The sequence below is a fragment of the Amycolatopsis solani genome (genome assembly GCF_033441515.1).
GTDB classification, from domain to species: Bacteria; Actinomycetota; Actinomycetes; order Mycobacteriales; family Pseudonocardiaceae; genus Amycolatopsis; species Amycolatopsis solani.
Map to the genome: position 1 here is coordinate 239824 of NZ_JAWQJT010000002.1, position 13419 is coordinate 253242.

Sequence of the window (13419 nt, forward strand, 5' to 3'; positions counted from 1 at the left end):
TGGGTCCCGGATATGACGACCGCCACGCCCTAGGCTGGGCCGCGGCAGGGAGGATGACGCGGATGACGGCCAAGGAACGCCTGGTCGAGGCGGCGTTCGCGCTGTTCGCCGAGCGCGGCTACGACCAGACGACGATCGACGACATCACCGAGCGCGCCGGCGTCGGCCGCACGACGTTCTTCCGCACCTTCCGGGCGAAGGAAGACGTGATCTTCCCCGACCACGAAGTGCTGCTCCAGGCCATCGAAGCCCGGCTGGCCGGCTCGACCGGGACGACCGCGCTGCTCGCGGTCACCGAAGGCACCCGGGTGGTCCTCCGGCACTACCTCGCCGAGGGGGAGCTGGCGCGGACCCGGTACCGCCTGACGCGCAGCGTGCCCGCGCTGCGGGACCGGGAGATCTCGGGGTTGCAGCAGTACCAGCGGCTGTTCCGGGGGTTCCTGCACCGCTGGATGGGTGGCGGCGACGACACGGCGCTGCGGGCCGAGCTGATGGCGGGCGCGGTCGTGACCGCGCACAACCACGTGCTGCGCCAGTGGCTGCGTGGCCGGTCGGCCGACCCGGAGCGGGAGTTCGACGCGGCGATGGCGGAGACGGTGGCCCTGTTCACCCGGCCGGACGACGACGGCGAAGCGTCCATTGTGGTCTTCCGGACGACGAAGGACCTGGCCACCGTGCTGCCCGAGCTCGACCGGGTGCTGGGCACCCGCCGCCCCTGAGCTCAGGCCTCGTCGTACCGCGGGACGACGGCGAACACTTCGAGGTCGCTGGGCGCGCCCTTCGCGCGGAACCGGCGCCGCCGCCGGACGGTGAACCGCCCGGGGTCGAGGTTCGCCAGGACGTCCCCGGTGATGAGGACCTCGCCGCCGGCGGCCGCGTCGGCGATCCGGGCCGCGATGTTGACGTCGACGCCGAAGTAGTCGCGGCCGACCTTGCGCGGCCGTCCGGTGTGCAGGCCCGCGCGCAGCTGCGGCCGGTAGCCGCCGAGGTCGATGGCGCTGACCGCGCCGCACGTCTCGTACGCCGCCTCGACCGCGGCCGCCGGATCGCCGAAGACGGCCATCAAGCCGTCGCCGAGACCCTTGACGACCCGGCCTCGGTGGCGGGAGATGGTGGCTTCGCTCGCGGTGGAGACGGCGCGCAGCAGCTCGAGCGCCCGCGCGTCGCCGACGTCGAGGGCCCAGCTGGAGAAGCCGACCAGGTCGGTGAACACGATCGTCGACTCGCCGGTTTCGCCGTGGCGGCCCTGGGCGACGGCCTGCCAGACCTGGACGGCCGCGAGCCCGAGTTCCCGCACCGCGCTCGGCTGCTCGGCCTTCGCCTCGGCGAGCAGCCGGGCGACCCGGTCCGACGGGTGGCCCGCCGTCGTCGACAGCGCGTCACCGAGGTCGCGGTCGCCGGGGACCAGGCGGCGCACGGCGCGGGCGGACCGGATCAGGCCCGGCCGCCGGTCCGCGGCGCGCAGCAGGTCGACGAAGCGGGAGAGTGGCCGGTCCGGCCGGTCGCCGTGGCTGTCGGTCACCAGCCGCATGCTACCGGGGCAGCCCGCTCAGAGCGTGCCGGTGAGGGACTGCAGGCCCAGGCTCGTCGCGGTGACGGCGAGCCAGAGCAGCCCGCCGAGCAGCAGCGGCCGGGCACCCGCGCGGCGCATGTCCGCCAGGCGCAGGGAAAGCCCGATCCCGGCCAGCGCCGTCGTGATCATGAACGTGCCCAGCGCCGAAAGGGCGGGGTGCCACGAACCGGGGATGACGCCGAGGCTGTTCAGCGTGGCCGCGGCGACGAAGCCCAGCAGGAACAGCGGCACGATCCGCCGCCACGGCATCGCGGCGACCGTGGCGCCGGGACCGGCCTGCCGGGCTTCGCGGCGGGACTTGAGGACGGCCAGCACGATGACGATCGGGATCAGGGTGAGCGTGCGGGTGAGCTTGACGACGAGCCCGTACGACCCGGCGTCCTCGCCGTAGGCGAAGGAGGCGGCGACGACCGAGGAGGTGTCGTTGATCGCGGTGCCCGCCCACAGGCCGAACGCGTGCGGACTCAGGCCGAGCAGGTGCCCGAGGGGCGGGAACAGCAGCACGGCGGCGATGTTGAAGGTGAAGATCGTGCCGAGGGCGTAGGCGACGTCGGCCTGCTTCGGCTTGAGGACGGCGGTGGTCGCGGCGATCGCGGACGCGCCGCAGATCCCGGTGCCGACCCCGATCAGCGTCTGCGTGTCGCCGCGGACGCCGAGCCACCGGCCGAGCAGCCACGCGCCGCCGAGCGCGACCGCCAGGGTGCCGAGCATGACCGGCAGCGAGCCGCCGCCGACCTCGAGCACCTGGCGCAGCGACAAGCCGGTGCCCAGCACCACGATCGACGCTTGCAGCACGGACTTCGACGCGACGCCGTAGCCCGGGGCCCAGCGCCCGGCCCGCAGTCCCGGCACGACGGCGGCGGCGAGCGCGCCGAGCAGGATGCCGAAGACGGGGCCGCCGACGAGCGGGACCAGCGACCCCAGCCCGGTCGCGACCGCGGCGACCGCGGCCGCCACCAGCAGCCCGGGTGCCACCCCGTGGTGGGGGCGGACGGGCGCCGGGGGCGCGACGGGTGCGTTCCGGATCGTGGTCACCAAGGCCTCCGTGCCAAAATGTACGTACATTCAACTTAGATGATGTACGGACATTTGGCCACGAGTAGGGTCGGCCGCGACGAGCCGGGAGGAAGCCATGCCACCTCGGACGCTCAGCCGGGCCGGCTCCGAGCCGCTCTGGCGCCAGCTCCAGCGCGAGCTGCTGGCCAGGCTCGACGCGGGGGAGTTCACCGATCAGTTCCCGGGTGAGCTCGCGCTCGTCGAGGAGTACGAAGTGAGCCGCAGCACGGTGCGCCAGGCGCTGCGCCAGCTGCGCGCCGACGGGGTGATCGTCGCCGAGCGGGGCCGCCAGCCACGGGTCGCCCCGCCCGCGGAGATCGCCCAGCCGCTGGGTGCGCTCTACAGCTTGTTCGCCTCGGTGGAGGCGGCCGGGCTCTCGCAGCACAGCGTCGTGCGCACCTTCGACGTCCGGGCGGACGCGCTCGTCGCCGAACGGCTCGAACTCGAGGCGTCGACCCCGCTGGTCTACCTCGAGCGGGTGCGGCTCGCCGGGGACGAACCACTGGCGCTCGACCGCGTCTGGCTCCCGGCCGCGGTGGCGGAACCGTTGCTGGCGGCCGATTTCACGCACACGGGCCTGTACGCCGAACTCGCGCGGCGCACCGGCGTGCGGCTCGACCACGGCCGCGAGGAGGTCCGCGCGGTGATCCCGACCGCGGCCGAGCGGGCCCAGCTCGCGTGCGCGCACGACGTCGCGGCGTTCGCGATCAACCGGCTCAGCCACGCCCGCGGCCGCCCGGTGGAGTGGCGCCACACGCTGGTCCGCGGCGACCGCTACGCGCTGACCGCGGAGTTCTCGGCCGCCGGCTACCGGCTCGTGTGATGCGTCGCGACGCATGGGTCGGCGGCGTCGCGCTCGTCGTGTGGGTGGTCAGCTGGCGCATCGTGTGGCTGGAGATCTTCCGGTGGCACCACATGACCAAGACGTTGCGGTTCCGGGCGCCCGATCCGCCGGCCGGGATCGTCGTCGTCCCCCGGCCGGGGTGGCCGGTGCGCTGCCTGCGGGTCGCGGCCGTCGTGTCGCCCGTCGTGTGCCTGGCCGGGTTCGCACGGCGGTGCCGTCAGGCCGGGGAGTAGGCGATGTCCCGCCCCGCGCGGACCCAGAGCACGTCGTCGCAGTTGAGGCCCTCGGCGGACAGCTGCCGCTTGACGACCTTGAACGTCGACGTCCGCGGGAGTTCCGCGACCACGCGCACGTAGTCGGGCACCTGCTTGGGCCCGAGATCGGGCTGGCCGGCCAGGAAGCGGCCGAACTCGGCGGGGTCGAGGGGAGTGCCGTCGGTGACGACGGCGGCCATCACCCGGTCGCCGGTCACCGGGTCGGGCACGGCGTAGACCGCGGCGTCGGTGACCGCGTCGTGGCGCAGGAGAATCCGCTCGATCGGCGCGGTGCCGAGGTTCTCGCCGTCGACGCGCAGCCAGTCGCCGAGCCGTCCGGCGAAGTAGCAGAACCCTTCGGCGTCGGCGTAGGCGAGATCGCCGGTGTGGAACCGGCCGCCGCGCAGTCGTTCCGCGTCGGCGCCGGGGTCGCGGTAGTACCCGGCGAACCAGCCGGCGCCAGTGGTGTTGACCAGCTCGCCGACGGCTTCCCCGGCGTTGACCAGGTGCCCGGCGGCGTCGAACTCGGCGGGCGGGCACGGCAGGCCGGTGTGCGGGTGCAGGATGGCCACGTCGCCGGCCGGTTTGCCGAGCGAGCCGGGCGGGGTGTCGTCGGTGCGGGCGAAGCCCACGCCGCCCTCGGTGGAGCCGAACGCGTCGACGACCTTGCAGCCGAAGCGTTTCTCGAACGCGGCCAGGTCGGCGCTCGCGCCTTCGTTGCCGTAGACGAGCCGCAGGGGGTTGTCCGCGTCGTCCGGCCGTGGTGGGGTGGCGACCACATAGGACAGTGGCTTGCCGACGTAGTTGGCGTAGGTCGCGCCGAACTTCCGCACGTCGGGGAGGAACCCGGAGGCGGAGAACCGGCGGCGCAGCGCGATGCCCGCGCCCGCCGCGAGCCCGACCGCCCAGCCCGCCATGATCGCGTTGGAGTGGAACATCGGCATCGTGACGTAGACGGTGTCCGATGTGGACAGCCGGAAGCGGTCGGCGAGCATCGCGCCGGGGAAGGCGATCTTGCCGTGCGTGCAGCGCACGGCCTTCGGATCGCCGCTGGTGCCGGAGGTGAAGATCAGCATCAGCAGATCGTCGGGCGCGGCGGGAACGGGTTCGATGGGGGAGTCCCCGGTGGGCCAGGAATCCAGGTCCAGCACGCGGATCCCGCCGAGGTCCAGCCCGGCCAGGAGGGGCTGGTACTTCCGCTCGGCGAGCACGAACTGGCAGTCGGCGAGCCGGACGTCCCGAGCGAGCGCTTCGCCGCGCCGGGTCGGGTTGAGGCCGACCAAAACCGCCCCGGCGAACGCGCAAGCGCCCAGGAGGACGGAGAACGCCGGCACGTTGTCGGCCAGGATGCCGACGTGGGGTGGCGCGGCCCGGTCGAGCGCTTCCCGGAGGTCGCCCGCGCGGCGCGCCGAAGCCCGTACGTGCTCGGCCCACGACCACGTCTCGTCCTCGAACCGCAGGCCCGGACGGTCGTCTCCGGCGCGGGCCAGCAGCAGCTCGGTCACCGTCGGGACGCTCATCCACGCACCTCCCGGCAAAAGTGGAACACGTTCTATTTCTAGCACGGGCGCCGTCGCGTGGTCCAGGCACGGTGACGCTCACCGGCCGAGGCGGTGGGCGCTTTCCTCCGCTCGCCGCAGTGCCGTCAACAGGGCCGCGCGGCCCGTGTGGTCGATGTCCTCGGTCAGGGCGTCCGTCGCGGCCGTGCCGCCGAGGCTCAGCTTGACCAGCAGGCGGCGGTGGATCGCCGCCATGGTCGTGGCGTCGAAGTCGGGGCGGACGAAGGCCAGGAGGAGGCGGATCTCGTCCTGGCAGCGGTGGTAGCTGTCCAGCACGTGCTCGTTGCCGGCGGCCGCGACGATCGCGCGGTGGATCGCGCCGTGGACCTCGGTCAGCTTTCGCCACGACGGTCTCGGTGTCCGCTCGGCCAGCGCCTCCAGGCGTTCGACCTCGGTGCGCACCGGGGTCAGGTCCGCGCCGCGGGCCAGTGCCATGCGCAACGCGCCGAGTTCGAGGACCTTGCGGTAGTCGAAGATCTCGTCGATGCGGGCCCGGCTCAGTGGTGCGACGACCGCCCCGCGGTGGCGTTCGTGGTGCAGCAGGCCGCGGTCGGCCAGCAGCCGCAGGGCCGACCGGACGGTGTGCCTGCCCACGTCGAAGCGCTCCGCCAGGTCCTCCTCGCGGAAGCGGGTGCCGACGGGGTGCACGCCGTCCAGCAGCTCGCCGCGCACCACCGCGGCGATGCGCTCCGGTGCGGCGGGCGCGGCCATGGCCATCCTCCTTGTCACACACGATCGCATTGGATTGTGTCACAATGTGGCATGGAGATCGACGGAGTCCAGGTCCACGGCGAGTCCGGGCCACCGGTGCTGCTCCTCCCCGGCGGCGCCGAAGCCTGCGACGGCTTCTTCCCCGGCCTCGTGGAGGGGCTGGTGGCCGAGCCCGGCGCGCGCGTCGTCGTGCACGACCGGCCGGGCACCGGGACGTCCACTGTGGACGGCTCACTGGCCGGCGCCGCGGCGCACCTCGCCTCGCTCGTCGAGCGGCTCGGCCTCGGCCCGGTCGTGGTGGTCGGCCAGAGCCTCGGCGGCGCCGTCGGCGTCCTGCTCGCCCGCCACCGCCCCGACCTGGTCGCGGGCCTGGTCCTGCTCGACCCGACTCCGGTCAACGACGCGCGGGCCTGCGCGAGCCTGGAACGCATGACGACCGTGCTCGGCAGGCTCTCGGCCGTGCCCGGACTGCGCGTGGTGCTCGCCAAAGCCCTCCGCGCGGCGGCCCTGCGCACCGCACGCGGCCGCGACCTGCGCCCGGACTGCGCGGCCGCCCTCGAGCGCACCGCGGACCTCGACATCCCGACGCTGGCCCGCGCGGTCCACGGCCTCACCGCCCTCGCCCTGCGGGAGTCCGACCTGCCCCGCTTCCCGGCCGTCGTGGTGACGGCGGACCGCAAGCCGGACCACGCCGTCCGCCGCGCCCACGAACGCCTGGCCACCGCCTTCGGCGCCCGACTGGTGAGCTGGCCGGGCGCGACGCACAGCGTCCACCTCGACCGCCCGGACGAAGTCCTGGCGACGGTGCGGGAACTCGTCGCTGGCTGAACGTTCCTCCGGCTGCGAGGATGGCGAGGTGGACGAACCGGTGGAGGAGTCCCTCGACCGCATCGTCGCCGTCGCGCTCGGCGACCACGTGGCCAAGGTGCTCAGCCTGCTCGACCGCGGCCGCGCCATGGCCGCACGTGGCCAACGCGCCGGAGCCGAGGCAGCCTTCGCCGAAGCGGCGGCGCGTGCTCGACGGGCGGCGACGGCGAAACGCTCCGAATGGGGTCGCGAGCGGCTTCCGGTGTCGGACATGGTTGCGGCACTGCGTGAGGCAGGGCTGCACGACGTCGCCGAGGAGGTCGAAGGTCGGGCAACCGCGGCCATCGCCAACCAGGCTGACCACGTGCGCGCCGACAACATCGTGCAGGCCGGCATCGTCCACGGCGGCATCCACATCGACGGCGGACAGGTCGGCCGCGACGGGAAATTCCTGAAGCTGTCGGTGACCACCGTCCAGTTCGAGTCCACGACTTTCGAATACGAAGGTCTCCACGTGAACCCCGACGAGGAGATCCGCGTCTTCGTCGAGGCGTACACCGCGCAGGCTGTCCTGCTGCACCGGATGCGCCCGGTGTTCATTCGCGAGCTCGGGGTGAGAGGGGCACAAGCGAGGCTGATCGGGCCGAGGGAGTTCGAAGCCCACTTGACAGCGCCCGCCTGGCCGCCCGCCCACCGCTACGACGCCGATATGCCGGGTGAGGTCCTGACTTCGGCCGAGCGCGGCGTGGACTTCCCCTTCTCCGTGACCGCGAGCGATCCCGAGTACTTCGTCATCCGGCCCAACCTCCACGGCATGCGCGGTCCTGTCGAATGGCGGCTGGAGCTGGACTGGTCCTGCCTGGGGCAGCACGGAACCGAAGTCATCGCCCACGCCTACCGCCCGTTCGTATCCGGCGGTTGAGCACAGCCGGACGTCAGTAGGCCACCCCGGCGCGTTCAGTCCGAACCACGGCGGTGCCGGTACAGCAGCCACACGAAGTACGGCGCGCCGATGATCGCGGTCATCAGCCCGGCCGGGAGCTGGCCGGGGGCGATGACCGTGCGGCCGAGGGTGTCCGCCGCGCACACCAGGAGCGCGCCCAGCAGAGCCGCGGTGGGTAGCAGGCGCGAGTGCCTGCTGCCCACGATCGCGCGGGCCGCGTGCGGGGCGACCAGTCCGACGAACGTGAGCACGCCGATGCCGGCGACCGCCGCGCCGGTCAGCAGCACGGCGCACGAGAGCAGCAGCAGGCGCGTCCGGCCGACGGGCACGCCCAGCACCCGTGGTGTCTCGTCGTCCAGCGCCAGCAGGTCGAGCTCACGCCGCATGCGGATCAGCACGGGCACCGCCAGCAGCAGCGCCAGCGCCATCGGCACCAGGTGCGTCAGGGTCCGGCCGTAGGTCGAGCCGCCCAGCCAGGTCAGCGACTTGGTCTCGTTCCACGGATCCGACAGCGTGATCAGCAACGTCACCAGCGCCTGCGTCGCCGCGTGCACGCCGAAGCCGATCAGCACCAGGCGTTCGCTCGCGAAGCCGCCCCGCGCCGCCACGGCGAAGACCACCGCCATCGCCAGCGCGGCACCCAGGCCCGCGGCGCCGGTCAGGGTCCAGAACCCGACGCCGGACACCAGGGTGATCACGGTGACCGCGCCCAGCCCGGCCCCGCCGACGACGCCGATCATGCCCGGCTCGGCCAGCGGGTTGCGGGCGACCGCCTGGGTCAGCGCACCGCCCAGCGCCAGCGCCGCGCCCGCCAGCAACGCGGCCACTACGCGCGGCACGCGGGTGTCCAGCACGCCGGTGACGATCGGGCCCGCCTGGCCGGACAGCCAGGTGACGACGTCGCCGAGCAGCAGCTTCGCGTCCCCGAGCAGGACCGCGCCCACGGCGGCGCCGGCCACCGCGAGCGCGAGCCCGGCCAGCACCACGCGGTACCGGAGCGCACTGACCCCGCCGCGTGCGCCGGCCGACGGGGGTTCGGCGGTCGCGGAGGTGATCCGGGCGGTGCGCGCCAGCACGATCAGGAAGAGCGCGCCGAGGATCGTCGTCACGACGCCGGTCGGTACTTCGAGGGCGCGCTGCGGGCTGATGATCGCGCGGAGCAGCACGTCGGCGCCCAGCAGGAGCGCCGCGCCCAGCGCCGCGGAGAACGGCAGCAGCGCGGCGTGCCGGTGCAGGCCCGGCACCACCGGCGCGAGCAGCCGCGCCAGTGCCGGGGCGGCGAGGCCGACGAACCCGATGGGGCCGGCCAGCGTCACCGCGGCCGCGGCCAGCAGGACCGCCAGCGCGATCGCGGCCACGCGGACCCGTCCCACGTGGACACCCAGCGTCCTGGCGTGGTCGTCACCGACGTGGACGAGGTCGAGCCGCCGGGACAGGCCGAGCAGCGCGGCCACCGCCACGCCGATCAGGGGGCCGAGGGTGCGGACGCCGCCGAGCCCGTTCTGCTCCAGCGATCCCTCGCCCCACGCGAACAGGCCGCGGGTTTCCTGGGCGTAGAGCAGCAGCAGGACCTGGGTCACCGAAATGAGGGCCAGCGAGATGGCGGTACCCGCCAGCACCAGCCGGATGATCCCGGTGCCGCCGGTGCCGGACAGCGCGAGCACGAACACGGCCGCGGCCAGCCCGCCCGCGAACGCCACGCCGGTCGCGCCGAGCAGCGGCAGCGAGACGCCGAACGCCGCGACGGCGACGACGGCGAGGTGCGCGCCGGAGTTGACGGCCAGCGTGTCGGGCGAGGCCAAGGTGTTGCGGGACACCGACTGCAGCACCGCGCCGGCCACGCCGAGCGCGGCCCCGACGAGCAGTGCCGCGAGCAACCGCGGCAACCGCGACTCGAGGACCACGGCGGTGGTGTCGCCGGTCGCGCCGCCGAACACCAGCCGCAGCACGTCGAACGCGGCCACGCTCGCGGTGCCCTGCGTGAGGTGCACGGCCGAACCCAGCAGGACCAGCGCGGCGAGCGCGATCCCCAGCAGGGCGAGCCGCCCGCGGCGCCGGACGGCGGCCACGGGCGGCTCGGACAGGGTGACCACAGCGGCGCTATCCCTTGAGCGCGGCGACGGCGGCGTCGACGAACTGCTCCATCGACTTCGGCCCGCCGAACATCCACAGCGAGTCCGGGAAGCGGTGCACCTTGCCGCTCTTGACGAACGGGAGGTTCCGCCAGATCGCGTTGTTCGCCAGCTCCTGCTGGTACGGGTCGCCGTCGGCGTTGTTGGCCATGTACCAGAACCGCACGTCGGGCAGCTTGGTCAGGCCTTCGACGTCGGCCTGCGCGAGCCCGTAGGCCGGGTCGCCGTCCATCGGCCACGCGGTCTCGAGGCCGAGCCTGCCGAACACCGCGGACACCAGCGCGCCCTTGGTGTAGGGCCGGATGCTGACCGACCCGGAAGTGACGTAGGCGTCGGAGAAGGCGACCTTCTCGCCCGCCGCGCCCAGCTTCGCGACCTCGGCCTTGCCCGTGGTGAGCTTCTGCTCGAACTCGGACTTCAGCTGCGCGGCCTCGGCTTCGGTGCCGGTGGCCTTCGCGATGGTGTCCAGGTTGGCGTACATCCCGGCGATCGGGTCCTTCGCGCTGCCGCCGTTGATGACGATGACCGGGACCTTCGCCTCGATCTGCTCGAGCGCCCCTTCGGTGACGCTGTCGGTGACGATCACGAGGTCCAGCCCCAGCGAGCCGAGCGTGTCGAGGCTCGGCTCGCCGCGCGTGCCGATGTCCTTCGGCGTGCCGTCGAGCTTCTCGGCGCTCACCCACTGGCCGTAGCCCTTGATGTCGGACACGCCGACCGGCATGACGCCGAGCGAAACCAGGTGCTCGACACCGTTCCACTCGGTCGCCGCGACGCGCCGGGCCGGGTGAGGCAGCTTGACCTCCTTGCCGCGCGAGTCGACGACCGTGACCGGGCCGGCGGCGCTCGCGGTGGCGGCGCTGTTCGTGGGCTCCTCGGTCGTGCCGCAGGCGGCCACGAAGAACGTGGCGGCCGCGGTCAGGCCGAGGATCATCCGGGTGGTGCGCATGGTTCTCCTGTTTCGAGGGGTCAGACCGACGCGGTACGCGGTGCGGTGTCGTTGAAGCGGCCCACCGCGCGGGCGTGGATCCGCCCGTCGGCCGGGTCGAGCACGACGTCGACGCGGATGCCGTAGGCCCGGCTGAGGTTCGCCGAGGTCAGGACTTCGGCCGGCGGACCGTCGGCGGTGACCCGGCCGTCCTCCAGCAGCAGCACGCGGTCGGCGACGGCCGCGGCCTGGTCGAGGTCGTGCAGGACCACGCCCACCCCGACGCCGTGCCGGTCGGCGAGGTCGCGGACGACGTCGAGGATCTCGACCTGGTAGCGCAGGTCGAGGAAGGTCGTGGGTTCGTCGAGCAGCAGCAGCGCGGTGTCCTGGGCCAGGCAGCTCGCGAGCCACACCCGCTGCGCCTGCCCGCCGGAGAGCGCTTGCACCGGCCGGTCGGCGAGCGCGGTCAGGCCGGTCAGCGCCAGCGCGCGCTCGACGGCGGCGGGACCTTCGGGGTCGCGGCCGCCCCAGCGGGACCGGTGCGGGTGCCTGCCGAACTCGACCAGCTCGCGGACGCACACGCCACCGGGTGCGGTGCGGTGCTGCGACAGCAGGGTGATCCGCTTGGCGATGTCCTTTCCGGACAGTGCACGCAGGTCCGCGCCGTCGGCGAAGGTGACCGAGCCGGCGACGGGCGGGTGCAGCCGCGCCAGCGCGCGCAGCAGCGTCGACTTCCCGCTGCCGTTGGGGCCGATCAGCGCCGTCACGCGGCCCGCGTGGAGGGAGATGGACGCGGCGCGCACGACGACGTCGCTGCCGTAGGCGATGTCGATCTCGCGCGCTTGCACACCGCTGGGGTGGGGGACGGGGGACACGCGAGAACAATAAGGTCAGGCTTACCTAACTGCAAAGGTGGCGGTCGGCACATCGCGGGCAGTGATCAAGGGAACACCCGCACCGGCCGGGGAGTTGAGCTGGGCATGGACCAACTCGTGGATCGCACGATCGCCGCCCTCCGCGCCGAGCACGACGTGCTCGCCGGCCTCGTCCGCACCCTCACCGACGAGCAGCTGGCCGGCCCCAGCGGCGCCGCGGAATGGACGGTCGCGCAGGCTCTTTCCCACCTCGGCAGCGGTGCCGAGATCGGCCGCGCGCCGATCCTGCGCGCCGCCGGGGAAGCCGTCGAGGCCGAAGAAAACCCGACGATCTGGGCCCGCTGGGACGCGTCCGCGCCGCGCGCGCAGGCCGAGGGCTTCGTGGCGCACAACGGCCGCTGGCTCGAGACGGTCGAGGCGCTCACGCCGGAGCAGCGCGCGTCGCTGACCGTCGACCTCGGCTTCCTGCCGGAGCCGGTGCCGCTGGTGACGGCGCTGGGCATGCGGCTCAGCGAGGTCGCCAACCACTCGTGGGACGTGCGGGTGGGGCTGGACCCGGACGCCGGGGTCGACGCCGGCTCGGCCGCGGTGCTCGTCGACCTCCTGGCCGGGCCCGTCGGGTTCATGCTGAGCTTCCTGGCGAAGCCCGCCGAGCTGGCGAACCCGGTGTCCCTCGCCGTTCCCGGCGGGGGCCTGGTGATCGAGGACGCGGTCACCGTGGTGACCCACCTGGACGCGCCGACCGCGACGTTCGACGGGCCTCCGGAAGCGTTCGTCCGGCTGCTCAGCGGCCGGCTCAAGGCGCCGTACGACAAGGGCGTGACGGTCGAGGGCGACGTCACGCTCGACGAGCTGCGCCGCGTGTTCCCCGGGTTCTGACGGATCCGGGGCCGCCGGGCCGGTCGCGGCCGGCCCGGCGGCCCGGGCTCACTTCAGGTGCCGGGCGAAGAACCGGTTCCCGTCGTCGCCCTCGAAGGCCGGGACGCCGGTGTGCCCGCCCAGGTTGGCGTGCAACGTCTTTTCCTTGCTGCCGAAGGCGTCGAACAGGTCGAGAGCCTGCTGCCGGTCGTTGCCTTCGTCGTCCCACTGCAGCAGGACCAGCAGCGGCGCGGTGACCTGCCGGGCCTCCTCGAAGGTGGTCCTGGGCACGAAACTCCCGGCGAACAGGACGGCGGCCGCGATGCGCGGCTCGACCACCGCGAGCCGGACGGCGATGGCGATCACGCCGCCCGCGAACCCGACCGGGCCGCCGATCCCGGGCACGGCGAGCAGGGCGTCCAGGGCCGCCCGCCACTCCGGGACCGCCTGGTCGACCAGCGGGAGGACGAGCCGGTCGACGACGTCGTCGGAGACCGGTTCGCCGGCCGCCAGTGCGCGGCGCAGGTCGGCGCGGGCGTCGTCGACGTCCGCGAGCCGGGGCCGGTCGCCGCCGCCGGGCAGCTCGATGGTGGCCGCGGCGTAGCCCGCCGCCACGGAGTGCCGGGCTCGCGCCGCCAGCCGGGGGTACATCTTCGGCAGGCCGCCGGGGTGGCCGAGCAGGATCAGCGGGACCGGTGCGGTCGCGGATCCGGGCGTCCACAGGATGCCGGGGACGTCGCCGAGGGTGAATGCGCGCTCGAGGACACCGTCGCCGAGGCGTTGTTCAGAAGTGAAGTGCATGGTCGTGCCTTCCGGGAGTGCTGCGAACGGCGCTCCCGGGCGACCTATCGCCCGACCGTGACCCCGGAGGAGAGCACCCAC

Annotated in this window: 14 protein-coding genes; 6 read left to right on the top strand and 8 right to left on the bottom strand. The window is 73.7% G+C overall.

The window, feature by feature from the left end:
- Nucleotides 1-62: 62 nt before the first annotated feature.
- Nucleotides 63-719, top strand: a complete 657-nt coding sequence (locus SD460_RS22010) for a TetR/AcrR family transcriptional regulator (RefSeq protein ID WP_290056376.1) — start codon at nucleotides 63-65, stop codon at nucleotides 717-719.
- A gap of 2 nt (nucleotides 720-721) precedes the next feature.
- Here the strand turns inward: SD460_RS22010 and SD460_RS22015 are convergent, their stop codons facing one another.
- Both SD460_RS22015 and SD460_RS22020 read right to left on the bottom strand, forming a co-directional pair.
- Entirely contained in the window at nucleotides 722-1522 is an 801-nt protein-coding gene (locus SD460_RS22015; RefSeq protein WP_318306650.1) for an adenylate/guanylate cyclase domain-containing protein, read from the bottom strand.
- Between the two features lie 27 nt (nucleotides 1523-1549).
- Nucleotides 1550-2608 carry a YeiH family protein gene (locus tag SD460_RS22020; RefSeq protein WP_290056378.1) on the bottom strand — a complete coding sequence of 353 codons (1059 nt, stop codon included), beginning with the start codon at nucleotides 2606-2608 and terminating at the stop codon, nucleotides 1550-1552.
- Between the two features lie 97 nt (nucleotides 2609-2705).
- Between SD460_RS22020 and SD460_RS22025 the strand changes: the two genes are divergently transcribed.
- Entirely contained in the window at nucleotides 2706-3452 is a 747-nt protein-coding gene (locus SD460_RS22025) for a GntR family transcriptional regulator (protein WP_290056379.1), read from the top strand.
- The gene (locus SD460_RS22030) at nucleotides 3452-3706 is read left to right on the top strand and encodes a hypothetical protein (RefSeq protein ID WP_290056380.1); all 255 of its coding nucleotides are present in this window, start codon (nucleotides 3452-3454) and stop codon (nucleotides 3704-3706) included. Before SD460_RS22025 ends, SD460_RS22030 begins: the two co-directional genes overlap by 1 nt.
- Here SD460_RS22030 and SD460_RS22035 read toward each other — a convergent pair.
- Nucleotides 3691-5247 carry a long-chain-fatty-acid--CoA ligase gene (locus tag SD460_RS22035; RefSeq protein ID WP_318306651.1) on the bottom strand — a complete coding sequence of 519 codons (1557 nt, stop codon included), beginning with the start codon at nucleotides 5245-5247 and terminating at the stop codon, nucleotides 3691-3693. The genes SD460_RS22030 and SD460_RS22035 overlap by 16 nt on opposite strands.
- A gap of 78 nt (nucleotides 5248-5325) precedes the next feature.
- Complete coding sequence (locus SD460_RS22040; protein ID WP_290056382.1) at nucleotides 5326-5997, bottom strand: GntR family transcriptional regulator; 672 nt, start codon at nucleotides 5995-5997, stop codon at nucleotides 5326-5328.
- 51 nt (nucleotides 5998-6048) lie between these two features.
- Here SD460_RS22040 and SD460_RS22045 point away from each other — a divergent pair, with 51 nt between their 5' ends.
- Complete coding sequence (locus tag SD460_RS22045) at nucleotides 6049-6825, top strand: alpha/beta fold hydrolase (RefSeq protein WP_290056383.1); 777 nt, start codon at nucleotides 6049-6051, stop codon at nucleotides 6823-6825.
- A gap of 28 nt (nucleotides 6826-6853) precedes the next feature.
- Nucleotides 6854-7726, top strand: a complete 873-nt coding sequence (locus SD460_RS22050; RefSeq protein ID WP_290056384.1) for a hypothetical protein — start codon at nucleotides 6854-6856, stop codon at nucleotides 7724-7726.
- 35 nt (nucleotides 7727-7761) lie between these two features.
- Here SD460_RS22050 and SD460_RS22055 read toward each other — a convergent pair whose 3' ends face one another.
- Genes SD460_RS22055 through SD460_RS22065 form a run of 3 tightly spaced genes read right to left on the bottom strand, consistent with a single transcriptional unit; the run spans nucleotide 7762 to nucleotide 11679 of the window.
- On the bottom strand, nucleotides 7762-9840 hold the full coding sequence (locus SD460_RS22055) for an iron ABC transporter permease (protein WP_290056385.1): 2079 nt from the start codon (nucleotides 9838-9840) through the stop codon (nucleotides 7762-7764).
- Between the two features lie 7 nt (nucleotides 9841-9847).
- On the bottom strand, nucleotides 9848-10825 hold the full coding sequence (locus tag SD460_RS22060; protein ID WP_290056386.1) for an ABC transporter substrate-binding protein: 978 nt from the start codon (nucleotides 10823-10825) through the stop codon (nucleotides 9848-9850).
- Between the two features lie 20 nt (nucleotides 10826-10845).
- Nucleotides 10846-11679, bottom strand: a complete 834-nt coding sequence (locus SD460_RS22065) for an ABC transporter ATP-binding protein (protein ID WP_438860843.1) — start codon at nucleotides 11677-11679, stop codon at nucleotides 10846-10848.
- A gap of 105 nt (nucleotides 11680-11784) precedes the next feature.
- On the opposite strand from SD460_RS22065, the gene SD460_RS22070 reads away from it, so the two are divergent.
- Nucleotides 11785-12558 (top strand): maleylpyruvate isomerase family mycothiol-dependent enzyme, encoded by a 774-nt coding sequence (locus tag SD460_RS22070; RefSeq protein ID WP_290056387.1) that lies wholly within the window; start codon nucleotides 11785-11787, stop codon nucleotides 12556-12558.
- 48 nt (nucleotides 12559-12606) lie between these two features.
- Here the strand turns inward: SD460_RS22070 and SD460_RS22075 are convergent, their stop codons facing one another.
- Nucleotides 12607-13338: a dienelactone hydrolase family protein gene (locus SD460_RS22075; RefSeq protein WP_318306652.1), complete on the bottom strand. Its 732-nt coding sequence runs from the start codon at nucleotides 13336-13338 to the stop codon at nucleotides 12607-12609.
- Between the last annotated feature and the right edge of the window lie 81 nt (nucleotides 13339-13419).

Bases quoted from the DNA above. Each gene is read 5' to 3' on its own strand.
- SD460_RS22035 (WP_318306651.1), bottom strand. From the start codon at position 5,247: ATGAGCGTCCCGACGGTGACCGAGCTGCTGCTGGCCCGCGCCGGAGAC.
- SD460_RS22040 (WP_290056382.1), bottom strand. From the start codon at position 5,997: ATGGCCGCGCCCGCCGCACCGGAGCGCATCGCCGCGGTGGTGCGCGGC.
- SD460_RS22070 (WP_290056387.1), top strand. From the start codon at position 11,785: ATGGACCAACTCGTGGATCGCACGATCGCCGCCCTCCGCGCCGAGCAC.
- SD460_RS22010 (WP_290056376.1), top strand. From the start codon at position 63: ATGACGGCCAAGGAACGCCTGGTCGAGGCGGCGTTCGCGCTGTTCGCC.
- SD460_RS22060 (WP_290056386.1), bottom strand. From the start codon at position 10,825: ATGCGCACCACCCGGATGATCCTCGGCCTGACCGCGGCCGCCACGTTC.
- SD460_RS22045 (WP_290056383.1), top strand. From the start codon at position 6,049: ATGGAGATCGACGGAGTCCAGGTCCACGGCGAGTCCGGGCCACCGGTG.
- SD460_RS22025 (WP_290056379.1), top strand. From the start codon at position 2,706: ATGCCACCTCGGACGCTCAGCCGGGCCGGCTCCGAGCCGCTCTGGCGC.
- SD460_RS22030 (WP_290056380.1), top strand. From the start codon at position 3,452: ATGCGTCGCGACGCATGGGTCGGCGGCGTCGCGCTCGTCGTGTGGGTG.
- SD460_RS22075 (WP_318306652.1), bottom strand. From the start codon at position 13,338: ATGCACTTCACTTCTGAACAACGCCTCGGCGACGGTGTCCTCGAGCGC.